Genomic DNA, 24,677 nt, shown 5'->3' on the forward strand with positions numbered 1-24,677 from the left:
GCAATGCAACCAACTAGGTTGCTTCAGTAGGTTGATAAAATCGAAAAAGCCCCTCTGCTACGCAGCGGAGGGGCTTTTTACGGAATAGCAACGGGCAGGTTATTGCGCCTGACCGATGGGGTAATAGGCTTTGCGGCCGTCGGGGTACACACCTTCCACCAGGGCGCCGTCCGTTTCTTTGGCGGCTTCGAGGTAGCGCTGCACGTCCTGGGGCTTAGACACCTTGTTCTTGTCAATACGGGTGATGATGAAGCCATCAGCAATGCCAGTTTCCCGGAAGTTGGAGCTTTTCACGCCGTTGATCTTCGCGCCGCCATCAATGCCCAGCTTGCTTTGCTCTTGGCGGGTTACGGGGGCCAGGGTAGCACCTTCGTACTTCAGCGCCGTGGCTACTTCTTCCCGCACAATGTCGGTGGTGCCGGTGGAGTTGCGCAACGTGGCGGTAGATACACGAGCATCGGTACCGCGCAGGTAGCTAACCTTGATTTTGTCGCCGGGACGGAAGCGGGCTACTTGCTCCTGCAGTTGCGAGGAGGTATTCACCTTCACTCCATTGATTTCCGTGATGATGTCGCCTTCCTGCAAGCCAGCGTCAGCAGCTGAGCTGTTCTTGCCCAGGCCCATTACGTACACGCCGTTCAAGGAAGCCAGCTTCTTCTCGGAGGCCAACTGCGCATCTACCTCCCGAATCTGTACGCCGAGCAAAGCCCGCTGCACCGTCTTGTATTTCAGCAGGTCGTCAATCACCTTGCTCACAATGGAGCTGGGTACGGCAAACGAATAGCCTTCAAACGAACCCGTGTGCGAGGCAATGGCAGAGTTAATGCCGATCAGGTCGCCGTTCAGGTTAACCAGGGCACCACCCGAGTTACCGGGATTTACCACGGCATCCGTCTGTAGGAACGACTCGATGCCCATGTTATCCTCGCGGCGCAGGATGTTGATGTTTCGTCCTTTAGCCGAGATAATGCCGGCCGTAACGGTAGAGTTCAGGTTGAACGGGTTGCCCACGGCCAGTACCCACTCCCCTACTTTCACGTTGTCGGAGTTGCCGTAGCGCACGAAGGGTAGGTTATCAGCCTTTACTTTCAGCAGGGCCAGGTCAGTGTTGGGGTCGGCGCCTACTAGCTCCGCCTGGAACTTGCGCTTGTCGTCCATCACCACCTCAATCTTATCAGCCTTTTCAATCACGTGGTTGTTCGTGACGATGTAGCCGTTCGCGGCAATAATAACGCCCGAGCCAGAGCCCTGCTGCGGCCCCTGCTGGCGGCCCCGACCATGATATTGCTCTAAATCGTCGCCGAAGAACTGCCGCAGGAAGGGGTCCATGCGCGACATATCACCCTGGCCAGAAGCCTTGGGCGCGTACTCCGTCATGACGTGCACAACGGCCGGCGTCACGGAAGCCGCCGCGGCGGTAAAATTTAAGCCCTCGGGTACCGTATACGTGCTGTTACGCAACTCGCTGGTATAGCGAACGTTCGGGTCGGCGGCTACGGCCTGGGGCGCAAGGCCACGCTCCGGCTCCAGCAGCTTGTACCCACCCACAGCCACGCCTCCGCCCAAAATGGCGGAACCGAGCAGACCGAGCATCATTTGTTTTGCTTGCATGGGTAAGAAAGAGGTGAGATGAAAGATGTCGAGTTGAAAATACAACAGAATCGTGAGCGAACCATAACCTAGCGGCTCCGAGGTAAGCAGTGCAATTACTGGTTGCTACTTAACGCTAGATGCCCGGCAGATGGTGTCCGGTTGCATGTCTGTTGGAGGATAAAAACGGCCCGTTGGTAGATTATTTCTGCCTCAGGATGCGGTTACCGCCCGGCGGTTAATGTAGTAACACGGAGGGCAAGAAAAAAGGCACCAATGCGCGGTGCCTTTTTTCCTGATGCCGCAGTTAGCGTACTTCAATGTGGTGCTTGGTCACCTTTTTGTTGTCGAAGGGGAGGGTCAGGCGGAGTACTCCGTCCTGAAGCTGGGCTTCAATAGCGGTTACGTCAACCGTATCAGGCAGGCGGAACGTGCGGGTGAAGGTGCCGTAGCCGGACTCAACGCGGCGGAACTTAGGACCGGTTTCAGCTGCCTCCGGGGCTTTCCGCTCACCCGTTACGGTTAGCTTACCTTCCTGGAAGTCGATTTTCACGTTTTCCTTCGCTACGCCGGGCAGCATCAGGTGCAATTCAAAGCCCTGCTCCGACTCTACAATGTCGGCCTGGGGAATAAAGCTCTGGGAAGGAGCCACTTGCGTAGGCAGCGTATCACGCAGCATTTCATTTAGCACCGAGCTAATAGCACGGGTAGGACGCAAAGCGGGCAGATTGTTATACAGAAGCGTTGCCATGGTAAAATAGAAGTTAGCGTTAGTGGTAATGTGTTCTAGTGTCTAGTCGGACACACCCTACTTCTATAAAATCTATACCAAACGCTAAAAGCTAAATTATTATGACAACTTGTCTTATTTCACAATAGAGGCAAATGACATCTTTATCAGATCAAAGCCACTATCGGCTTTACAAGCATTCAAACGCAATTTATTACCTGACCGATGCTATGCCTTTTTGACATTGACACCATTTAACGCATCCAACTACTGCAGCCATCCACGGTAGATTTAAGCCCCAACCCAGTTTTTTAACCTTCCAGATTAGTGTTGCACCTACTACCATCAGTTCTTAATACATAGCATAAATCAATGCCTTGGTTAGTAATATACTACTACCTTGATCTGCATGCCAGACCATACAGGCGGGCACAGCGAACGGCCTCTACCAAAATTAACTCTTTGGGTTAACCTTGGTAGAGGCCGTTCGCTGTGCCCTAGATGGAAGCGAATTAGTAAGTATATCTTACTCAGGCTACTACGGACACTACTTTTCAGCCAGTTCACGCACAGCTAGCCAGGCCATGAGGCCGGGGCCAGTTTCCAGGGCCTGGGGGTCAATATCAAATGTTGGGGTGTGGACTGAAGAGGTGTAGCGGCTGCTACCATCCACGGCGGCCGTGCCCAAACGGTAGAAACATGCGCTGGTGGCCTGACTGAAGTAGGCGAAGTCTTCGGCGGCCATCCACTGGTCCAGCTCCACCACGTTTTCGCGGCCCAGGTACTCCACGGCGGCCTGCTCAGTGCGGGCCGTCAGGGCGGGCTCGTTTTCCAAGTAGGGGTAGCCCCGGCGGATTTCTAGCTCGCAGCTGGCGCCCATGCTTTCGGCCAGTCCTTCGCACAGGCGGCGCAGATGCTCGTGGGCCTCGTTGCGCCATTCCTCATTCAGCGTCCGGAAAGTGCCTTCCAGGTATACTTCGTTGGGAATGACGTTGGTAGCACCCTGGGCAATGACCTTCCCAAACGACAGTACCGAAGGCAGCTTGGGGTTGGCTCGGCGGCTCACAATCTGCTGGGCGGCCACAATAAGGTGGGCCGCTACCAGCACGGGGTCAATATTTTGTTCTGGCATGGCCCCGTGGCCACCCTTGCCGCGCACGGTCAGGTACAGCTCGTCGGTGCTGGCCATGTAGCGGCCGGCACGCAAGCCAATTTTGCCGGCCGGCAGACGCGGAAATACGTGCTGACCCAGCACGCTGGCCGGCCGGGGGTTTTCCAATACACCTTCCTGAATCATAAGCGAAGCGCCGCCGGGTAGCACTTCCTCGCCGGGCTGAAACATCAGCTTCACCGTGCCCTCGAACTCCTCGCGGAGCTGCACCAGAATGCGGGCTACCCCCAGCAGGGACGAGGTGTGCACATCGTGGCCACAGGCGTGCATCACGCCCGGATTCGTCGATTTGTAGGCTACCTCATTTTGCTCCGTAATGGGTAAGGCATCCATGTCGGCGCGCAGGGCCACGGTGCGGGAGCCGGGGTTGCGCCCTTCAATGAGCGCCACTACGCCCGTATTGGCAATGGGTTGGGTGGGCAGGCCCAATTGGCGGAGCTGCTCGGTCACGAAAGCTACCGTTTGGTGCTCCTGGAACGACAGCTCGGGGTGGGCGTGCAGGTGCTCGCGCAGGGCGACGGTTTCGGCCGCCATTTCGGCCGCTAGGGTTTTGATGCGCGGAATCAGGTGCAGCATATGCCAGGAATGGGAAACAGGTCTATTCAAATAAAACGCTCAGGTGCAGGCGCACCGTCAGGAGCATGGAACGGCCCACAGTATTGGGGTTGAACGCGGCTTCATCCTGCTCAATGGAGAAAGAAATCCGACTCACCAACACGCAGTCCGGAAACTCCAGGTAGTGGCCACGCTGGTCGTTGTTGTAGCGAATTCGCCCGCGCACGGCCACCATAAAATCAAGCAAAACTGCTTTCGTATTCACCTGCAGCAGCGTCACGTCTACTACCCCAGCGTGGGGCCAGAGAGTTACCAATAGGCGCAGCCCGTCCCGCTCAACTTGAGAATGAATGCCGCCCCCACTACCCTCCGTGGGCACCACCTCTAGCCCCTGCAGCAGGTCCAACTCGTCCCAGTGCAGCTCCCGGACCAGCGCCACGGCTAGAAAGTGGTCTTGTTGATAATCACCTGAGCCGACTCTAGCTCGGCCTTGGGAGCCAGCGGCCGGATGCGCAACAGGGCCTGTTCGGCTTCTAGGCGGGTAAGGTAGTCGCCAATCCAGAGGCGAAAAATGGGTTGCTTGTAGCCCAGGTAATCGGTTTCCTCGGGGTAGCGGCTGATAACGGCCCGGCGCACGGCCATGGCCTGCTCCTTCTGCAACCCCACGTAAGCCAGAATGCGGTAACCCTGGGCATACTTTACGTTCTGGTTGGTGAAGGCCTGGTCGCGTAGGCGCTGCTCAATCTGGGGGTTTACGTGGTTGGTGGGCGCCACCACGCGGGCGGGCCCGGCGGGTGCGGCAACGGGCGCTTTCGGAGCCGCAAAAACCGGCCGGTAGCGGCTTAAGTCTTCGGCGGGGCCAGTGGGGACCTGGGCGGCAGTGGTGGGAGCCCGGCGCGTGGTATCCGCAGCACTCGTACTGGCGGGTGCGCCGGGGCCGGAAGAAGCACAGGCTCCCAGGGAAAATAAAGCAGACAGCAGCAACACGTTACGTAGCGGATGTTTCATGGGAGTTTTCTTGCAGCAAAGTCAGGCTGTTGGAGGAGCCAATCCGGTCGGCGCCGGCGGCCAGCAGGGCCAGGGCGGCCGTGCGGGTGCGGATGCCGCCCGAAGCCTTGATCCGGATGCTGCCGGGTAGGGAGCGGCGCATCAGCATGATGTCCGCCACAGAGGCGCCGCGGCTGGCAAAGCCGGTGGAGGTCTTTACGAAGTCGGCGCCCGCCTCTTGGCAGAGCTGGCAGGCCGTTATAATCTCGTCCTCGGTGAGTAAGGCCGTTTCAATAATCACCTTCAGAATTGCTCCGCGCAGGTGACACAACTCCGCTAGCTGCCCAATTTCTTCTTCCACCTCTGCCAGCCGGCCGGCCTTAAGCGCGCCTACATTAATGACCATATCCAGCTCGGTAGCACCTTCCGCCAGGGCCTGATGTGCCTCAAAGAATTTGACTTTCGAGGAAGAATACCCCAGCGGAAACCCGATTACCGTGCACACGGGCACGCCCGTATTCAGCAGCTGCCCCACGGCAAAGCGCACGTAACACGGCGGCACGCACACACTAGCAAAATGGTGCGCGGCTGCTTCCTGGCAGAGTTGCGTAATCTGATCGGGGGTAGCATCCTGCCGGAGCAGCGTGTGGTCGATGGTAGCGGCAATCTTCTGCGACATAGGAAGGCAAAGGTAACAGACGGAAACGGTAGCCCAGACGGCCCCGCATGCTACAACAAACGGGCCGCGCTTCCAACTGGAAACGCGGCCCGCCCGTAATTTACCGGCTGATGGTTAGTCGATCAGCACGGCGCGGTCATTCAGCAGGTCGTCTTCAACCGACTTGAACTTCACGTCGCGCACGATGCGGCCGTCCATGTACTGCACGCTCACCTTCTCGTTACGGTTGGCAACCTTCTGCGACTTGGCTGGCTGTTGCTTTTCCAGCACCTGGGCACCGTCCTGCTCCAAATCTTCCGGGCCTGCTCCGAGCGACACCGACGATATTTCTTTCTCGGCCTTCAGCTTGGGCTGGGGCGGCGCTACGGGCAGCTCGTCTTCGGTAAAATACTCGGGCTCGTCGTAGCCATCCTGACCGGGCTGCATGGGCACGTCGGCGCGGAACAGGAACTGAATCGTGTCCTCGTTCACCTTGCCAATCATCCGTTTGAACAGTTCAAACGACTCGAACTTGTAGACCAGTAACGGGTCTTTCTGCTCATACACGGCGTTCTGCACTACCTGCTTCAGGTCGTCCATGGCGCGCAGGTGCTTGGTCCAGGCCTCGTCGATAACCGACAGCACTACTACCTTTTCCATGCCCCGAATTACGTCGTGGCCGCCGGTAGCCTGAGCGCGACGCAGGTTGGCAACGGCCTGAATCTGCTTGCGGCCATCGGTGAAGGGAATGGCAATGTTCTCGTAGGGCGAGTTCTGGCTCAGCAGGTCGTTGATCAGGGGCAGGGAATTGCCGGCAATGAACTCATTCTTGCTGTGGTAATAGCCTAAGGCTTCATCGTAGAGCTTCTGAGTAAGCTGCCCGGCCTGCATGCCGCCCAAATCCTGGGCCGTCAGGTGGGTGTCGTAACCGAACACGCGGATGATGGCCAGCTTGAAGTCTTCGTAGTCGTTGTTGCCTTTGTGGCCCACTACAATGTCCTCGCAGACGTCGTAGATCATGTTCCAGATGTCCAGCTCCAGCCGCTCGCCGTGCAGGGCGTTGCGGCGGCGCTTGTACACTACCTCGCGCTGGGCGTTCATCACGTCGTCGTACTCGAGCAGGCGCTTGCGGATGCCGAAGTTATTTTCTTCCACCTTCTTCTGGGCGCGCTCAATGGAAGAGGTAATCATGGAATGCTGAATCACTTCGCCTTCTTCCAGACCCATGCGGTCCATGAGCTTGGCAATGCGGTCCGAGCCGAACAAACGCATCAGGTTGTCTTCCAGGCTCACAAAGAACTGGGAAGAGCCTGGGTCGCCCTGGCGGCCGGCGCGGCCCCGCAACTGGCGGTCCACGCGGCGCGACTCGTGGCGCTCCGTGCCGATAATGGCTAGACCACCCGATTCTTTGGAGGTTTCCTTGAGCTTGATGTCGGTACCACGGCCGGCCATGTTGGTGGCAATGGTCACGGTGCCAGGGTAGCCCGCGCCAGCCACAATTTCGGCCTCACGCTGGTTTTGCTTGGCGTTCAGGACTTGGTGAGGAATACCGCGCAGCTTCAGCATGCGGCTTACCAGCTCCGAAATTTCTACGGAGGTAGTACCCACCAGCACCGGGCGGCCGGCTTGCACCAGGGTCTGGATTTCCTCGGCTACGGCGTTGTACTTCTCGCGTACCGTTTTGTAGACCTTGTCATGCTCGTCTTTGCGGGCAATGCCGCGGTTGGTGGGGATTACCACCACGTCGAGCTTGTAGATTTCCCAGAACTCGCCGGCTTCGGTTTCGGCCGTACCCGTCATGCCACCCAGCTTGTGGTACATGCGGAAGTAGTTCTGCAAGGTTACCGTGGCGTAGGTCTGGGTAGCGTCTTCCACGCGCACGTTTTCCTTGGCCTCAATAGCTTGGTGCAAACCATCGGAGTAGCGGCGGCCTTCCATCACGCGGCCGGTCTGCTCATCCACAATCTTTACCTTACCGTCGTCGGTGAGGATGTACTGGTCATCCTTCTCGAACAGAGTATAGGCTTTCAGCAGCTGGTTGATGGTGTGGATGCGCTCCGACTTCTCCTGGAAGTCGTCCATGAGCTTTTCCTTGGTGTGCAGCTTCTCCTCCCCGCTCAGGCTCTGGTCTTTCTCGATGTTGGCTAGCTCGGTGCCAATATCGGGCATGATGAAGAAGTTATGGTCTTCGCCCTGGCCGGTAATCAGGTCGATGCCTTTTTCGGTCAGCTCGATCTGGTTGTTTTTCTCGTCGATGGTGAAGAACAGCGGCTCATCGGCCTTGGGCATCTGGCGCTGGTTGTCCTGCAGGTAGTGGTTCTCCGTTTTCTGCAGCACGGCGCGCATGCCGGTTTCCGACAGGAACTTGATCAGGGGCTTGCTCTTGGGTAGGCCGCGGTAGGCGCGGAACAGCATCAGGCCGCCCTCGCCTTCCTTAGGGCCGTCTTTACCTTCTTTGATCAGCTTGCGGGCCTCCACGAGGTAGTTCTGCACCTGCTTTTTCTGGGCGTCCACCAGCATCTGAATGCGGGGCTTGAGCTGGTAGAACTCGTGCACATCACCGCGGGGCACGGGACCGGAAATGATGAGCGGGGTCCGGGCGTCGTCAATCAGTACGGAGTCCACTTCGTCGACCATGGCGTAGTGGTGGCGGCGCTGCACCAGCTCCTGCGGGTCGCGGGCCATATTGTCGCGCAGGTAGTCGAAGCCAAACTCGTTGTTGGTGCCGTAGGTGATGTCGGCCAGGTAAGCTTGCCGGCGGGCATCCGTGTTGGGCTGGTGCTTATCGATGCAGTCCACGGTGATGCCGTGAAATTCAAACAGCGGCGCATTCCACTCTGAGTCACGCTTGGCCAGGTAGTCGTTTACCGTTACCAGGTGCACGCCGCGGCGGGCCAAGGCATTCAGGAAAGCAGGCAGCGTCGAAACCAGGGTTTTGCCCTCGCCCGTCGCCATTTCGGAAATCTTGCCCTGGTGCAGCACCACGCCGCCGATGATCTGCACGTCGTAGTGAATCATGTCCCAGGTAACGTCGGCCCCGGCGGCCTTCCACTTGTTGCTCCAGATGGCTTTGTCGCCCTGAATGGTCACGTTGGGCTTACGCTGGGCGTACTCCCGGTCGTAATCGGTGGCAGTTACTACCAGTTGGCCGTTCTGGGTGTAGCGGCGGGCCGTTTCCTTGGCAATGGCGAAGGCTACGGGCAGCACTTCCATCAGCACTACTTCCAACTCCTTGTTGCGCTGCTTTTCCAGCGTATCAATCTGGTCGAAGAGCTGTTCTTTCTGCACGGCGTCCAGGGAAGCATCGTCGTTGATGCGCTGGTGCAGGGCAGCAATTTGGTCGTCGATGGCTTTCAGGTAGGCGTCGATCCGGGCCCGAACCTCGTCGGTACGGGCGCGCAGCTCATCGTCGCTGAGTTGTGCCAGTTTGGCATATTCGGCGTTTACGAGCGCCACGTACGGAACAATCTCCTTCAAATCCCGGTCCGACTTAGAACCGAAAATCTTGGCGACGGTTTTCCCTAGAAAATCAAACATGCTGGTTTACCTTAATTGAAACGCCGGGGCGCATCCCAAATTTACAGGATTTCTAGCCAAAATCGCCCCATATCGTAATGAACAGACAATCTGACGGATTTCGGGGGCGGCAGGCGGCTTCGTAAGGGTACTCACGGGGGGGCTTCTTCCCTGCTCAGCGCTTGCTCACAGCCAGGTCATCGGAACTGATAATTGCCCGTTGCGCACTGCGTTTCAGCCAGCGCTTTTCCAGCCCATGCCAGCATAAGAACGCCAGCCCCAGCACAGTAAGCAACACCCCAGCAAAGCCCACCCACGGAGCCGTCTGGAACACTCCGAGATGGATAAACAATTGAATGAGCGGAAAGTGCACCAAGTAAGTACCATACGATAAGTCGCCCCACTTGCCGGCGGGTAGCTGCACGGGCAGCCGGGTAGCCAGCCAGAGCACTGCTGCCGCATAAAACACGGGCTCGACAACCTCACGCAAACCATGATGACGAACCAGCAGAAAGGCCACTCCGGTAACCAGGGCTACCCAGCCCAGCCGGGGCCCAAGGCGGCGCTCCTCGGCCGTGAACAAGGCACCCAGGGCAAAAAAATGCAGCATGCCCGGAAACTGCCGCGCCAGCTCCGTAACCACTTTAGGGCTTAGCCCCGGCACGCGGGGTAGCAGCCAGCTCCAGGCCAAGGCCCCGGCATAGGCCAGCACAGTGGTGCGGTACGGCCCAAGGCGCCGAAACAGCCATACCAGCACGGGCACGCAGCAGTACAAACACAGCTCCACCTTAATCGTCCAAAGCGAGCCGTTCAGCACCGAAACTGGGTGGCGCTCAAACACGCCGGGCAGGGTAGGTTGCAGAAAGTTTAGGAAGGTAACATTGGCCGCCAGGTAGCGGTAAGCGGCCGGGTGGCGCACAAAATCAGCGGTGGGCAGCGTAGTGGCTACCAGCCCAATCAGCCAGGCCAGCCCGATGACGCCCAGGTAAGCCGGGTAAATTCGGCGGATGCGCTTTTGAGCGTACTCTAGTACGGAGGAGCTACTTAAGTAACTGCGCGTAACTAGGCAGCCACTGATAACAAAAAAGCCTTTCACCGCAAAATCAGCCGATAAAACGGCCAGGAAAGGCTGAAAAGCCGGCAGTTCCGACAGTACGGCCAGGTGGCACAGGACCACTGTTAGGGCCAGGGCCAGCCGCACGGCATCGAAGTTATTTTGCATGGGCAGCAGTCGGGCCAGAGAAGACTCGCAAATTACACCAGCGCGAAAACTTCCGGCCTTCTAAGCGCCACCTAGCCCAAAAACGAGGAAACCCCGCTCCTGTGTCAGGCTGCGGGGTTTTCACGAAAGGAAGGTGTACGTGCTTAAGGGCGGGGTATTTGTTTACTCAACTGAAACCAGCACTAAAAAGCGGTTAAGAAGCAACGGCCATCGGCTCTTCCACCGAGTTGGTTATAGCAGCCAGCATTTCTGGAATGCACGTATGCAGGCGCTCCTCCGTGGAAGGCAGCAAGTTGCCCTGGCGGCTACCCAGTACGCTGTACGCAGGACGGGCCGCTGCTAGCCCCAGAGCCTGCATGGACCGGGGCACCACAAAGGACGTATCCAGACTGGCCATGTCGGCGGTGAGACGGGCCAAATCGGCCCAGGTATAGGCGCCTTGGTTGGCTAGGTGCCACACGCCGCGCTCCTCGTCGATGAGCAGATCCAGGGCTACGTTTACCAGGTCCGGGACGTAGGTAGGCGAAATGAGCACATCATCGGCGGCCTCAAATGCCTGCTTGGTATGAGCAGCCCGCAGGGCGGCATACACGAAGTTGTACTCGTCCCAGGGGCTAAAGAATGCACTGGTGCGCACCACCAAGGCTTGGGGCATGTGGCGTAGTACGTCGCGTTCCGCCAGGCGCTTGCTGTTGCCGTACACGTTCAGGGGGCAGGGCATGTCGCTTTCCACGTAGGCCGCCGACTTGTTGCCGTCGAACACCAGATCCGAGGAAAACGTCAGAAAGGGCAGTTCACGGTAGGCGCAGGCGGCGGCTAGCACGGCCGGGCCCTGGGTGTTTTCACGGTAGCAGCGCTTGAAGTCGTTTTCCGCTTCGTCTACCCGCACGTAGCCAGCGGTGTTAACCACGGCCCAGGGGTTGTGCTGCACCAGGGCTTTTTCCACGGACAGCGGGTCGGATATATCCAGCTCATTGCGGCCCAGGGCAATAAAGTCAATGCCACGGATGGCACACAGACGCTGAAAGGCCCGGCCCAGGGTTCCATTGCCGCCAGTAATCAACAGGGGCTGCACGGGCGGCAGGATGGCTCCCACGGCTTGGTCGTTAAGGTCAATAACTTGCATAGCTCAGGTGGTTTTGGAGGTAGGACAATGGTGATGGTAGAGAAATCGGTCGTCTCGCTCCCACCATCCTTTGTTGCGGAGTACGGGGTGGTTGTATTCTCCTTCGGTGGCCAGGCTCTTTACCATCTTGAACAGGGCCGTGGGGCGGGGGGTACCACCGCGCAGGTCGAACACGCCACTTTCGTAAAATGCCCCTTCCCGGGTGAGCAGCGTGTTCCAATCATACGCACCCAGCAACGACCAGATGGTAATGGCGCGCAGGTCTACTCCTTCTTGCTTTAGCTGGTTGGCCGCGTCCCAGATGTACTTTACCCAGCGCATTTGCTCTTCCCGGGTACAGTCTAAATGCACCTCTGTCACGGCAATGGGCAGCTGGTACCGCTCCCAGGCTTCCAGCAGCAAATCATGAATACCGGTCATCTGCACTAGGCGCACGCGCACGGCTTCTACATCAGCATAATCCACGCGAGCCTCGCTTTGGCACAGGTGCTGGTGGGGAAAATACTGGTGGTTCTCGTCCAGAAACCGCTCACTGGTGATGTAGTGATTGATGCCCAGTACATCAGGAGGTAGCGGATGCTGCACCATTTCCAGCAGCTCGGCCTGGGAAGCACCGTTTTGGCGCAGATATTTCCACAGCGGGTGCTGCTCGTCGAGGCGGCCACAAAGCAGGTCGAAGGTGAGCCAGCGGCGGTTGTTTTCGTACTCGGCCTGCGCCGCCAGCTTGGGCGTGCAGTGGGTTTTACCTAGGTCCTCAGTTTGTACCAGCTGGGCATCGGGGGTAACCTGCCGAATAGCCTTCATGGCTTCCTTCACCCCCTTGATATGGTTGAGCTGAATGCGTACAAACGTTTTGTCGTCGAGGCCGTGGGGGTACCAGATACCGTAGAGGCCGCTGAAGCGCGCCGTGGTAAGGGGCTCGTTAACGGGAGTATAGTGCTTGATCCAGGGGTAGCGTTCGGCTACCATACCCGCAAAGCGCGCCAGCCCCGATACAAAGTTCTTTTTGTGCAGGGCCGTGTAATGGGGGCCGCTACCGTGGTGCAGCAGCGTTACAATGGGGTCGATGCCTAGCTCCCGGAGGCGGTTCATCCGCTCGTCGGTCCAGGTCCAGTCGGGGGTATCGAGGCTCTCCGGAGCTACTTGCTCCCACAAAATGGGGTAGCGCAGCTTGCGGATGCCCAACTCAGCGAAGCGGTCCAAGTCTTCGAGCCGGGTGCGGTGCCCACTGCTCACGAGCTGGTCGGAATAGCCGTTGCCAACTCGCCGAATGGTGCACTCAATACCACCCCACATTTCTACTTTTTCCATATTCTTCAGGATTTAAAACAGGTTGCTCCATTCTACCAGTGTCGAGTTACAGGTAGCTGAAAACAACTCTGTCACGCTGAGTCGGCAGTGAGCAGCGCTACAGTAGCAGCCAGGGGCGTTTACTGAGCAACATTGCTTACTACCAGCTCAGCGTGACAGACGCTTGGCAACCGGTGCGTACCTGCGCTATTCCTTAGCGGGGTCGCGCGGCACGAGCTTTTCCATGATGGATGCCGAACCGATAATGGTTGGCTTGGCTACTTTCTGAGCCTCCTCGGGCTTCTCAGTGAGTTTCTTGTAGAGGGTCAGGGCCTGCGCTACCACCTGGTCCATGTTGTAGTACTTGTAGGTAGCAAGGCGGCCTACAAAGTGCACATTCGGGGTTTCGTCGGCCAGTTTCTTGTACTTGTTGTACAGCTCGGCGTTTTCGAGGCGTGGCACGGGGTAGTACGGGTCGCCTTCAGCCTTCGGATACTCGTACACGATGCTGGTTTTCGGGTGCTTCTGGCCGGTCAGGGCTTTAAACTCCGTAATGCGCGTGTACAGGTTGTCGTTAGGGTAGTTTACTACCGGCGCGGCCAAGTAGTTTTCCTGGTTCAGGGTCTCGTGCTTGAACTCCAGGGAGCGGTAAGGTAGCTTGCCGTACTTGAAGTCGAAGTATTCGTCTACCGGGCCCGTGAAAATCATTTCCTTGAACGGAATAAAGTCGACGATGTCGTGGTAGTCGGTGTTGAGCATCACCTTAATGTTGGGGTGGTCCAGCATGCGCTCAAACATGCGGGTGTAGCCGTGCAGCGGCATGGCCTGATAGGTATCGGTAAAATACCGGTCGTCGCGGTTGGTGCGGGTAGGCACGCGCGAAGTCACCGATTTATCCAGCTCCGAAGGGTCCATGCCCCACTGCTTGCGGGTGTAGTTGCGGAAAAACTTTTCGTACAGCTCGCGGCCTACTTTGCTTACTACTACGTCTTCCGACGTCTTGATAACCGGCACCTGCTCGGCCAACGACTCCAGGAACTGCTCTACCTCAAAGCTGTTCAGCGACAAACCGTAGAGCTTGTTAATGGTATCCAGGTTAATGGGCATGGGCACCAGCTGGCCATCAACGGAGGCTAGTACGCGGTGCTCATAAGGGCGCCAATCGGTGAAGTTGGACAGGTACTCGAATACGTCTTTCGAGTTGGTATGGAAGATGTGCGGACCGTACTTGTGGACCAGGATACCTTCTTCGTTGTAGTGGTCGTAGGCGTTACCAGCAATATGGCTGCGCTTATCTACAATGAGTACTTTTTTATTGGAGCGCGTAGCGAGCCGCTCGGCCAATACACTGCCGGCAAACCCGGCTCCGACGATGAGATAATCGAACATAGCAAAGCGGTTTTTTAGGGAAGAATGAGGGGGAAAGGAGGGCGGTGTGCAGTAAGGAGCGAGAAACAACGTTTGGTGGGAAGCAAGGTGGCCTTCCGGCCCCTGGGCTTGCGCCAACCAGTGAAGAAGTAGCGCCTTACCAGTTACGCCGTGGCCGAGTTGGCAGGGGAAGTACTGGTAGTAGCGGAGGGTAGTTTCTTCTGCATCAACTCGACCATCTGCTGCCAGGTCTGGTCCCAGCTAATGGTGGCAAGGTAGTCATCGGTACGCTGGCGCCAATCTGCATCCTGGTGCTGAAGCAGCGCTTTGGCAATGGCTTGCCCAAACTCGTCAGCGGTAGCCGCAATCTGTACCAGGTTCAGGTCACCGTACGGCCGCACTACGTCGCGGATGGGAGTGCTAACTACCGGGCGGCCGGCGGCCAAATATTCCGGCGTTTTTGTGGGCGAGATAAACTTGGTGCTTTCGTTATCAGCGAAAAGCAACGTAGCCACGTCCCAGCCGCGCAGGTAGGCGGGCAGCTCTTGATAATCTTTGCTACCGAGGTAGTGAATATTCTGCTGGCGCGGCAGTTGAGCGGGGTCAATCTTGACTACCGGACCAATAATGACGAACTGCCATTCTGGGTGAGCATCGGCCAGTTGGCGCAGTAGCTCAATGTCGAGGCGCTCATCTACCACCCCAAAGAAACCAACGCGGGGATGCGCAATGCCGGCTTGGTCAGCGGGTTCAGGCATCTCTTGGCGGGCTTGGCCGAAGTGGGCCTTGTCGATGCTGCTGGGGAAAGGGTGCGCATCAGCATGCTGCTGGCTTTTGGCCTCGTACAGGGTGTGCCCGCCAGTGAAGACGTAGTCGGCCTTTTGAAACAGCTCCTGCTCCCGCTCGCGCAAGGCTGGGGGCGCAAACTTGAAGGCCGCCAGCTCATCCATGCAATCATAAATGGTAAGCACCGGCTGAAAGCCGCGCGATTTACCAATTGCCATCGGGGTATAATACCAGGCAATAAAGTCTTGAACTCCTTGCTCCTCAAAATACCGGCGGAGCACTTCGTATTGTGCCTGCTCCGAGTTCTGCTCCTGGTGGCGCAGTTGGTCCGGCAAGTGCACGACCAGTACTTTCAGGCCGTTCTGCCGCTCTTTTACTTCAATGTGCGGCTCAATCAGATTGTCGGCGTGGTAGAAAGCGTCTTCCACGTAAAACACCCGGCCATGCTGCGCAAAGCGCGACATTAGGTGTTGCGGACGCTGCCACACAAAATCCCAGTGTAAATGCGCAAAGCAAACCAGGTCGGGCAGGTTATAGGGTAGGGTTACGGCAGGGGCAGCAGATTTGGAGGAGAGAGCAGGTTCGGAGGCGCGCACTGGCGGCTCCGCTGGTGGAGACAGCGACATAGAAGCGAGATAATACGTTAGAACAGCAGCTTCACTACCCGCCCGGAAACCAAGACGGCCGGCCGCTGTTTACCTATCATACGCTACCCCCGGAAAAAGGGTATGGCTGAGCTTCAACTAAGAGCGTTAGACAGTTGAGCCTGACTCAAAAGGCCTTACGTGCCTTGCTGTAGTATTAGTTGCATTTCAACGGCATTTTGCCAGCCCTGCGCTGTGCGCAACCATTCTTTGCGTACGCCAACTTCCGTAAAGCCCGCCGCCGCGAACAGGCGAATACTAGCCTGGTTAGCCGCCGAAATAGTACAATACACCTGATGCAGCCGTAATACCTGCCGAGCGTACGGTATAACTAATTCTAACGCTGCCCTAGCGTAGCCACGGCGCCTGTATTCGCCTTGCACGGTAATGCCCACGGCGGCCCGCTGGTGCAGGGGTTCAAACCCGAATATGTCCAAAGCGCCAACTGCCGCACCGCTGCCAGTGTCGGAAATAATCAGCCGCATCTGCCGCACCTCAAAAAAATCGGCGGCGGCATTATCCAGGTACTGCCGCAGCACATGCCGCGAAACCGGCACCAACGTGTCCGACACTCCCCAAACGCTCGGATCATTTTCCAGCGCGTACAGGAAATCGAGGTCTTCGGCTTCAAGAGGGCGCAGAAAAATCAGGTCGGAGGAGAGCATAGGTAGGGAGGTAGTCGGCAGGTGTCCGGTAAACCTACGCATTGGGGCTTAAAACGAGGCTAAAGGCTTCTGTTATGTCCTTTCACGCTTGGTTACGTGATGGTCATGTGGTCGTTAAATCGAAAGACCGTCATGCAGAGCGCAGTATACGTGAGCACCCAGGCCGGCCAGCCCAATAGTTCGACTATAATTACCACTAAACACAACGACCTCCCTGGTCGGAGAGGTCGTTGTGTTTAAATGAAACAACGGGGCGGCTGGCTATTTCTGTCTGTCGGCTACCTCAAGCTTGCCATCGAAGACGCGGGTAGCGGGGCCGCTGAGGTAGATATTGGTGAAGGAGCCGTCGGGTTTGGCGTCGAAGGCCACACGCAGGTCGCCGCCGGGAGTGCGCAGGTGCACGGGGCTGGTAGCGCCGCGCCGGGATGCGGCCAGGGCCACGGCCGTGACACCGGTGCCGCAGCTCAGGGTTTCGTCTTCTACGCCTCGCTCATAGGTGCGCACCTGCCAAGGCTGGCCGGGGGTAGCCGGCGATTCTACAAAGTTGACGTTGGTGCCTTTCTCCCGGAACCGCTCATTGTAGCGGTAGGCGCGGCCCTCGGTGTACACGTTCAGCTCGGCCAGAGTGCTGGCGGGCAGAAAGCGGACCAGATGAGGGGAGCCGGTATCCAGAAACACGCCGTACTCTTCTACCTCCTGCTGGCCAATTACGTCCTGCATGCGCAGGTGCACGGTGCCGTCGGCATCTACCCGGCCATCGTGGGGGCCATCGGCGGCCAGAAACCGGGTTTGGGTTTCGATGACGCCGAGCTGTTTGGCGAAGGCCACTGTGCAGCGCCCCCCGTTGCCGCACATGGAGCCCAGGTAACCATCGGCGTTAAAGTACACCATCTCGAAATCGTACTGAGCGTGCTGGCGAAGCAGAATCAGCCCGTCGGCCCCGATGCCGCGGCGTCGGTCGCAGAGGAAGCGCACTAAGTGAGAATTGGTTTCGTCGAACTGGCGGGAACGGTCGTCCACCATCACGAAGTCATTGCCGGTGCCCTGGTATTTGAAAAAGGATAACGTCACGGGAAAAGCAAAAAAGAGTCAGAAAGATTTGCGCAGCAGGGCTACCTGGCCGGCGTGGTAAAGATAATGCTGGGCGGTACCATGCAGCAGCACGTACCAGGAATCTGAGGAGCCGGTGGCGGGGTAGCGGCCGGAATCAGGCACGATATCCAGGTCGGCATCTGGCAGCCGCTGCACGGCGGCTAGTAACCGCTGATGGGCCCGCACGAGTTCCTGCCGGGCCTGCTGCCAGGCCGCCTCATCGGGAGTGGCAGGAAACGGAGGCCAGTCGGGGGCGGCGAGCGGCGTTAGAGTCCGCTGCTCTAGGCGTTGCGCCACGGTTAGCGTCCAGGTAGTCAGGTGGCAAACTAACTCGCCAATGCTGTGCGCCTGCGCTACTGGTCGCGCCGCGGCCTGGGCTGCCGTCAGGCCGGCCAGGGTTGCCTGCAACGACGGCCCCGACCAGGCGTCGCCGTCGAAAGCCCGCTGCAATTGTTCCGTGATTCGGGCTACTTCCCGCATGCTTCCTCTTCTGCTACGTTTCCTACCCTGTTTCGTGCCGGCCAATGCTGCGCCATGCCGTACCTTTGCCAGCCTGCCCCCGCGGGCAGCGTAAAGGTAGTTCTATGTACACGTTCCTCACCACCAGCCCCTGGGCCGACTACGAGCTGATTGACGCCGGCAATTTTGAAAAGCTGGAGCGCTTCGGCAAACATATTCTGGCTCGCCCCGAACCCCAGGCCATCTGGGACCCCCACCTGCCAGCTTCGGAATGGCAGCGCGCCAATGCCATCTTCACCCGCGAAAAAGGCAGCCAGGAACGCGGCCAGTGGAAAATAAAGCCGGGCACGCCCGAGCAGTGGATTATCGGGTATGAGCGGCCCGATGGGCTGAAGCTGCGGTTTCGGCTGGGTATGTCGTCGTTTAAGCACGTCGGGCTGTTTCCGGAGCAGGACCCCAACTGGCAGTTCATTTACCAGCAAACGCGCAAGCGCCAGGCTGCCCAGCCCCGGGTGCTTAACCTGTTTGCGTACACCGGGGCCGCAACCTTGGCCGCCCGCGCCGCCGGCGCCGACGTCACTCACCTCGACTCGGTGAAGCAGGTGAACTTCTGGGCCCGCGACAACATGGAAGCTTCGAGCCTAGATGGGGTGCGCTGGCTGGTGGAAGACGCCATGAAGTACGTGCGGCGCGAGGTGAAACGTGGCAGCAAGTACCAGGGCCTGATTCTGGACCCACCTGCTTACGGCCGTGGCCCCAACGGCGAGAAGTGGCAGCTGGAAGATGAGCTGAACGAGATGCTCAAGCTGTGTAAGGAGCTGCTAGACCCCCAGGACCACTTTTTCCTGGTGAACTTGTACTCCCTGGGCTTCTCGGCCCTGATTCTGGAAAACTTGGTGCACGAAATTTTCCCGGAGGCCCGCCACACCCGCGAAATCGGGGAAATTTATCTGCACGACGCGGCCGCCCGCAAGCTGCCGCTCGGCACCTTCTGCCGGTTTGCTACCTAGTAGGCGGTAAAGAGGTAAGACAGATGAACGTCATTCGTCGGCTACGCTCGAAATGACGTTCTGATGAAATGATGCTCCTTTAGCTTACCTCTCCTACCCTCCTTTCTTCACACCCTCCTACCCTTCCCCTATGCGCCACCGCCGTCTGGCCCTGATTGACATGGGCACGAATACGTTTCACTTGCTCATTGTGGAGCTGCCCGAGCCTAGCCACCAGCAGCCCGTTACGCTGCTGCGCACCAAGGTGGGCGTGCGGCTGGGCGAGGGCGGCATCAGCAAGGGCGAAATTGCCCCAGCCGCCTTTGAGCGGGCCCTGCATACGCTGGTTGGCTTCAAGGAGGAAATTGAGCTGCACCAAGTAACGGAAGTGCGGGCCACAGCCACCAGCGCCATGCGCGTTACCCGCAACGGGCCGGCCCTGGCCCAGGCCATCTTCGAGCAAACCGGTATTCGGGTAGAGGTTATTCCGGGCGAGCGGGAGGCCGAGCTGATTGCCAAAGGCGTGCGCTGGGCCGTGCCCCTAGGCACCCAGCCCCATTTAATCATGGACATCGGCGGCGGCTCGGTGGAGTTTATCATTGCTGATGCCACAACCATTTTCTGGAAGCAGAGCTTTGAAATTGGGGCCCAGCGCCTACTCGACAAGTTTTTCCCTGACCCCAGCGGCGTGTTTCCTCCCGAGGCGGTAGCGGCCGAGCAGGAGTACCTAACGGCCGTACTGGCCCCACTGGCCGCAGCAGTGCAGCAGTACCAGCCGGTAGGCATTGTCGGGGCCTCGGGCAGCTTCGATAGTCTGGCGGACATGCAATTGGGCCGACTCCGGACCGAAGCCGAGTTACCGCCCCGCACCGAATTAGCCGTTAGCAGCTTCCAGACCAGCTACCAGCAACTGCTCAGCCTAACCCATGAGCAGCGGGTAGCGCTGCCCGGCATCTTGCCCATGCGCGCCGATATGCTAGTGGTAGCCAGTGTGCTGATTGACTTGGTGCTGAACATGACCGGCGCAACCAGCATCCACACTTCCGCCTACGCCCTCAAGGAAGGCCTGCTAGCCGAAATGCTGGAGCAGTAATCGGTTAATGCGGCCTCCCGCCATCCTTCCCTTACCCTGCCTCATGCCAACGACTTTTCCCTATACCCAGCTCTTTGCCTTCACAGAGTCTGTTTTTAAAGGTATCGGCTGCTCCGACGAAGACGCTACTCTAGCCACCGAAACCCTGCTTTCCGCCGATTTGCGCGGCATCGACTCGCACGGCGTGGCCCGCCTCGTGGGTTACGTTCGGCTTTGGGAAGCCGGCCGCATCAATACCACGCCCCGGGTAGGCGTCACGTACGAAACGCCTAGCACTGCCGTAGTAGATGGCGACGGTGGCCTGGGGCTGGTAGTTGGGCCTAAAGCCATGCAGGTAGCTCTGGAAAAGGCCCGGCAGGTAGGCACGGGCTGGGTATCGGTAAAGAACTCCAACCACTTCGGCATTGCCGGCTACCACGCCATGAAGGCCCTGGCCCACGACATGATTGGGGTAGCCATGACCAATGCCTCCCCCCTGGTAGCCCCCACGTATTCGCTGGAACGCCTACTGGGCACTAACCCCATTGCCGTGGCCGTGCCCGCCGGCGACCAGCCCGATTTTGTGTTGGATATGGCCACGACCACCGCCGCTAACGGCAAGCTCGAAATTGCCCAGCGCAAGGACCTGCCCATTCCCGAAGGATGGGCCCAGGATGCGCACGGCGTGGGCTCCACGGATCCGAACGCCGTAAAAAACGGCGGTGCCCTGCTTCCGTTGGGTGGTGCTACTGGCTCGCACAAGGGGTACGGGTTGGGAGCCGTGGTAGATATTTTCTCGGCTGTGCTCAGCGGCGCCAACTACGGACCGTGGGTGCCACCGTTCGTGGCCTTCCTGCAACCTTCGGCCAACCCCGTGGGTGAGGGCCTGGGCCATTTCTTCGGGGCCATGCGGGTCGATGCCTTTCGGCCGGCCGCCGAGTTCAAGGCCCACATGGATAACTGGATTACCACTTTTCGCCAGGCCCGCGCCACGGAAGGCCAGCACGTGCGTATTCCCGGCGACCCGGAGCGGGAAATATCGGCGCACCGTCTGCTAGACGGAATTCCGCTGCTGGACCCCGTTGTTCAGGACCTGGAAACCGTCGGCGCTAAGTTTGGAGTAAAGCTGTAAGAGGGTTTTACCTTGTCTATCATAAAAAAAGCCCGCCTGGAATACCAGGCGGGCTTTTTTATGAATAACAACGTGCTAGATTAGGTGGGCGTCGCTGAGCAGTTTGCTCATGGCCACTTCTTCATTTAAGTACTTCGACGAGTATTGGGTATCGGGGCCGTTCAAGAACAGGCACGTCTGGCCGCCTACGGCCTCAATAATGGCGTCTTTCTGATCCATGGGCAAGGCTGGGCAGCCAAGGCTACGGCCCAGGCGGCCGTACTGCCGGATAAAGTCTTCGCTCACGTATTCAGCGCCGTGCATGACCACTGAGCGCAACAAGGCGTTAGTGTTGTAGCCCTCATCTACGCCTTGCAGTTTCAAAGACAGGCCGTGCTTACCGGTGTACTCGCCTTGGGTTACATAGAAACCCAGGCTGCTCATGTTCGACTCGTTCTCGTTGGAGAAGTTGGTCGCCATGTTTTCACCGGAGTTGTGGCCGTGCGCTACTAGCGTGTGGAACTTAACCTGCTTGTTGGCCAGGTCCAGCACCCACAGGCGCTTTTGCGTGGAAGGCAAACCGAAGTCGACTACGGTTAGTAACTGCTTGTTACTGAGCTTACCTTCCTGCTCTAGGTTGAGGTAGCCCGTCATTGCCTTCTGGAACACCTCATAGCGTAGGCCCTGCTGTTCCACGCCCAACTCTTGGTACAGGCTCTGCATACGCTGGTCAAACAGCACGGCTTTCATGGCCTCCGGCGAAATGGAGCGCAACTCCGAGCCGGTGGTAGCAGCTTTCGATTTGGTCACGGGAGCGGCCAACGGAGTAGCCAGAAACAGAGAGGCTACAAACGGCAGCACGCGGCGAGCCATCCGACGGGTGCGGCGCTTCAGGCGCTGGCGGCGAACTACACTCTGATTTTCCATCGACACAGTTCAGTTTCGGGTTTTCAGTAAAGTGCTTGTTTCTGCACGAAACAGACATTACGGGTTTTACGAAACAGAGCCCATTGCAGATACATAAACAGGCCCCGAAATCTGTACCCCTCTATTTAAAGGCGCAATTCAGCAGATAGATTCCCATTCGGTGAAAAACGGCAAAAAGAACATTAACATTCAGCAATACAACACCAGCTTCTCACTACCCAATTTTCCACATTAGAGGCCCCAAATCCGCTCTTATCGGCGCAATGCGCGTCGTTTCTTTTTCCCACCAACCAATTCCCACATTTCTCACATGCACACATGTACACATTGGATGCGCAAGCTCACCCTAGCCGCCGCGGCACTGCTGGCGCTGGGCGGGCAACCCGCTAAGGCCCAGAAAGTAGTCCTGCAGGGCTACTGGTGGGACTACTGGAACAGCAATTACCCGAATGGCTGGGCCAACTACGTTGCCTTGCTGGCTCCGCGGCTGAAAGCCATGGGCATTGATGCCGTGTGGCTGCCCCCAAGCATCAAGAACGGTAACCAAGGCAACGGCTACTCGCCCTTCGACAACTACGACCTGGGCGACAAGTACCAGAAAGGCTTCACGGCTACCCGTCTGGGTACCAAGGATGAGCTGCTGCGGGCCGTGGCTGTGCTGCACGCCAACGGTATTGAAGTAGTGCAGGACATCGTGCTGAACCACAACGATGGCGCGGGCTCCCAGACCGGTGCCGGCGGGCAGGACCCGGCGGCCTGGGAGGATGGCTCCACCAGCAAGTACAAGAACTTCCGCTACGTGAGCTACAGCAAGCCCGCTACCGCGGAAGATGCGGCCAACTACCTGGCCCGCAACGGCCGCTTTCCTAAAAACTGGCAGAACTTCAACCCCAACCCGGGCAACAACTCTACCTCCGGCGACTGGAACGCCGTGTACTTCGGGCCCGACGTAAGCTACTACAACGGCTCCTACGGTCAGAGCTCCAACGCTACCTTTAACCCCGCCCAATCGGCTGACTACATGCGCACCAACGTGCGCAACTGGCTGGTATGGTACAAGAAGCAGGTGGGCTTTGATGGCGTGCGGATGGATGCCGTGAAGCACTTCCCGGATGCCGCCTCCGAGGATTTCCTCTACAACCTGCAAAGCAACGCGGGTTGGGCTTCGGGCGGGGCAACCATGTACGCCGTGGGCGAATGGGTCGGCTCGGCGGGGCAGATGGACGGCTGGGTGGCCAACGTACAGAACCGGGCCGGCACCTTCGATTTTTCCCTGCGCAATGGCCTTTACAGCATTGTGAGCGGGGGCGGCAACTTCGACATAGGCTCGTTGCCAGGGTACCAGCAGGGCGCGCGGGTAGTAAACATCAACGGGCAGTACGTGCACCGCACCGTGCCGTTCGTAAACAACCACGACACGTTCCGGCCTCAGGTAGACGCCAACGGCAACTACATCGGCTGGAACACTGGCTCGGAACTGGCCCCCCACATCGATCCGTTTGACCCGCGCCTGTCGGCTACGTATGCAGCAGCCCTGGCCCTGGACGGCTCCCCGCAGATCTTTTTCGAGGATTTGTTTAACGTGGGCAGCACCAGCAAGCGCTACTCGCACCAGCCCACCAGCACTACCGATTTGCCCCTGCGCGCCGACATCGAGAACCTGATTTGGTGCCACCAGAATCTGCGCTTCAAGGACGGAGCCTACAAAGTGCGCTACCAAGCCCCCGACCACCTCGTAATTGAGCGCGGCGCCAAGGCCATTATCGGTATCAACGACAACTTCTCGGCCTGGCAGAACAATACCGTTGCCTGTGACTTTGCCCCCGGCACGGTGCTCAAAGATTATTCCGGGGCTAATGGCACGGCTACCGTTACGGTGAGCAGCACCCAGACTGTGACCATCAATACGCCACCCTGCAACGGCACGGCTAGCGCCGGCCGTCGGGGCTACTCAGTGTGGGCCCCCACGGGCATTGGCACCAACTATACTCGCGCGGCCATGGCTACCACCCAGGAGTGGGAACTAGCCGATGACCTAGGCGACTCGCACGCTTCCTCGCTGAAGCAGGGCGGGCAGCTGCCGGCTTCCTCCACGGCGTACCGCACGGCCGGCCGCATTTATGTGGCTTCGGGCAAAGCCGTCAGCTATACCCTGTTCCCCACGGATGCCACCCGCAGCCTAGCCGTGGAGCTAATCAACAGCAGCGGCACGGTGCTGAGCAGCAAAACCGGAACGGGCAACCTTACCGGTACCTACACTCCCACTGCCACCGGCTGGATTACGCTGCGGGCTAAGAACGCGGTGACCACCAACCCTGGTCAGCGGGCCTTTGTGAAGGCTACCTACACGGCCCCGACTGTACTTAGCAGCACGGCCCTGCGCGAAAGCACGGTAACGGCGGCCCCGGCCGCTACCCCCACCGGCACCGACCTACTGGTGTACCCCAACCCCACCAGCGCCGACCGAATTGAGGTGGTGCTGCAGTCGGAGCAGGATGTGACGGCCACGCTACGCCTGCTGGATCTGACTGGCCGCTTGGTGCATGAGCAGTCGGTGCGGCTGTACCCGGGCACTACGGAGCAGCGCCTCACCGTAGGCCGCGCGCTGCCAGCCGGCGTGTACCAGTTGCACGTGCCCGAGCTAGGCCTCAGCCGGAAGGTAGTAGTACGGTAGTCGCCTACCTCTGCTTCTGCACAGCAAAAAGCCCCGCCGAAAATT

The 24,677-nt window shown here is 58.6% G+C and carries 20 protein-coding genes; 4 read left to right on the forward strand and 16 right to left on the reverse strand.

Features of this window, described 5'->3' with window-relative positions:
* Positions 1-99: 99 nt before the first annotated feature.
* From MWH26_RS14610 to MWH26_RS14680, 15 genes are all read right to left on the reverse strand, one after another.
* Positions 100-1,611 carry a Do family serine endopeptidase gene (locus MWH26_RS14610; RefSeq protein ID WP_247974867.1) on the reverse strand — a complete coding sequence of 504 codons (1,512 nt, stop codon included), beginning with the start codon at positions 1,609-1,611 and terminating at the stop codon, positions 100-102.
* Between the two features lie 286 nt (positions 1,612-1,897).
* Positions 1,898-2,341, reverse strand: a complete 444-nt coding sequence (locus tag MWH26_RS14615) for an Hsp20/alpha crystallin family protein (protein WP_247974868.1) — start codon at positions 2,339-2,341, stop codon at positions 1,898-1,900.
* Between the two features lie 526 nt (positions 2,342-2,867).
* The gene (locus MWH26_RS14620) at positions 2,868-4,067 is read right to left on the reverse strand and encodes a M20 metallopeptidase family protein (RefSeq protein WP_247974869.1); all 1,200 of its coding nucleotides are present in this window, start codon (positions 4,065-4,067) and stop codon (positions 2,868-2,870) included.
* A gap of 22 nt (positions 4,068-4,089) precedes the next feature.
* Entirely contained in the window at positions 4,090-4,485 is a 396-nt protein-coding gene (locus tag MWH26_RS14625) for a hypothetical protein (RefSeq protein WP_247974870.1), read from the reverse strand.
* A 2-nt stretch (positions 4,486-4,487) separates the two neighbouring features.
* Positions 4,488-5,054: a sporulation protein gene (locus tag MWH26_RS14630; protein ID WP_247974871.1), complete on the reverse strand. Its 567-nt coding sequence runs from the start codon at positions 5,052-5,054 to the stop codon at positions 4,488-4,490.
* Positions 5,035-5,712 carry a deoxyribose-phosphate aldolase gene (gene deoC, locus MWH26_RS14635; RefSeq protein WP_247974872.1) on the reverse strand — a complete coding sequence of 226 codons (678 nt, stop codon included), beginning with the start codon at positions 5,710-5,712 and terminating at the stop codon, positions 5,035-5,037. Before deoC ends, MWH26_RS14630 begins: the two co-directional genes overlap by 20 nt.
* 114 nt (positions 5,713-5,826) lie before the next feature.
* Positions 5,827-9,228, reverse strand: coding sequence for a preprotein translocase subunit SecA (gene secA, locus MWH26_RS14640; protein ID WP_247974873.1), 3,402 nt, complete (start codon positions 9,226-9,228; stop codon positions 5,827-5,829).
* Between the two features lie 154 nt (positions 9,229-9,382).
* On the reverse strand, positions 9,383-10,429 hold the full coding sequence (locus MWH26_RS14645) for an acyltransferase family protein (protein ID WP_247974874.1): 1,047 nt from the start codon (positions 10,427-10,429) through the stop codon (positions 9,383-9,385).
* Between the two features lie 193 nt (positions 10,430-10,622).
* Positions 10,623-11,555, reverse strand: a complete 933-nt coding sequence (locus MWH26_RS14650; protein ID WP_247974875.1) for an SDR family oxidoreductase — start codon at positions 11,553-11,555, stop codon at positions 10,623-10,625.
* Positions 11,556-11,558: 3 nt separating this feature from the next.
* Complete coding sequence (locus MWH26_RS14655; RefSeq protein WP_247974876.1) at positions 11,559-12,866, reverse strand: family 1 glycosylhydrolase; 1,308 nt, start codon at positions 12,864-12,866, stop codon at positions 11,559-11,561.
* A 186-nt stretch (positions 12,867-13,052) separates the two neighbouring features.
* The gene (glf, locus tag MWH26_RS14660; RefSeq protein ID WP_244697354.1) at positions 13,053-14,234 is read right to left on the reverse strand and encodes a UDP-galactopyranose mutase; all 1,182 of its coding nucleotides are present in this window, start codon (positions 14,232-14,234) and stop codon (positions 13,053-13,055) included.
* A 143-nt stretch (positions 14,235-14,377) separates the two neighbouring features.
* A complete protein-coding gene (locus MWH26_RS14665) occupies positions 14,378-15,625 on the reverse strand; it encodes a glycosyltransferase family 1 protein (RefSeq protein WP_247974877.1) in 1,248 nt (415 codons plus the stop codon).
* 155 nt (positions 15,626-15,780) lie between these two features.
* Entirely contained in the window at positions 15,781-16,308 is a 528-nt protein-coding gene (locus MWH26_RS14670; RefSeq protein WP_247974878.1) for a GNAT family N-acetyltransferase, read from the reverse strand.
* Positions 16,309-16,569: 261 nt separating this feature from the next.
* Entirely contained in the window at positions 16,570-17,379 is an 810-nt protein-coding gene (dapF, locus tag MWH26_RS14675) for a diaminopimelate epimerase (protein ID WP_247974879.1), read from the reverse strand.
* A gap of 18 nt (positions 17,380-17,397) precedes the next feature.
* Complete coding sequence (locus MWH26_RS14680; protein WP_247974880.1) at positions 17,398-17,880, reverse strand: DinB family protein; 483 nt, start codon at positions 17,878-17,880, stop codon at positions 17,398-17,400.
* Between the two features lie 104 nt (positions 17,881-17,984).
* Between MWH26_RS14680 and MWH26_RS14685 the strand changes: the two genes are divergently transcribed.
* From MWH26_RS14685 to MWH26_RS14695, 3 genes are all read left to right on the forward strand, one after another.
* On the forward strand, positions 17,985-18,869 hold the full coding sequence (locus MWH26_RS14685) for a class I SAM-dependent methyltransferase (protein ID WP_244698717.1): 885 nt from the start codon (positions 17,985-17,987) through the stop codon (positions 18,867-18,869).
* A gap of 130 nt (positions 18,870-18,999) precedes the next feature.
* Positions 19,000-19,941 carry a Ppx/GppA phosphatase family protein gene (locus tag MWH26_RS14690; protein ID WP_247974881.1) on the forward strand — a complete coding sequence of 314 codons (942 nt, stop codon included), beginning with the start codon at positions 19,000-19,002 and terminating at the stop codon, positions 19,939-19,941.
* 43 nt (positions 19,942-19,984) lie between these two features.
* Positions 19,985-21,052, forward strand: a complete 1,068-nt coding sequence (locus MWH26_RS14695) for an Ldh family oxidoreductase (RefSeq protein WP_247974882.1) — start codon at positions 19,985-19,987, stop codon at positions 21,050-21,052.
* Positions 21,053-21,127: 75 nt separating this feature from the next.
* Here the strand turns inward: MWH26_RS14695 and MWH26_RS14700 are convergent, their stop codons facing one another.
* Positions 21,128-21,958 (reverse strand): murein L,D-transpeptidase catalytic domain family protein, encoded by an 831-nt coding sequence (locus tag MWH26_RS14700; RefSeq protein ID WP_244697360.1) that lies wholly within the window; start codon positions 21,956-21,958, stop codon positions 21,128-21,130.
* Positions 21,959-22,268: 310 nt separating this feature from the next.
* On the opposite strand from MWH26_RS14700, the gene MWH26_RS14705 reads away from it, so the two are divergent.
* Positions 22,269-24,632, forward strand: a complete 2,364-nt coding sequence (locus MWH26_RS14705) for an alpha-amylase family glycosyl hydrolase (RefSeq protein WP_247974883.1) — start codon at positions 22,269-22,271, stop codon at positions 24,630-24,632.
* Positions 24,633-24,677: the final 45 nt, after the last annotated feature.

It is taken from the genome of Hymenobacter sublimis, assembly GCF_023101345.1.
GTDB classification, from domain to species: Bacteria; Bacteroidota; Bacteroidia; order Cytophagales; family Hymenobacteraceae; genus Hymenobacter; species Hymenobacter sublimis.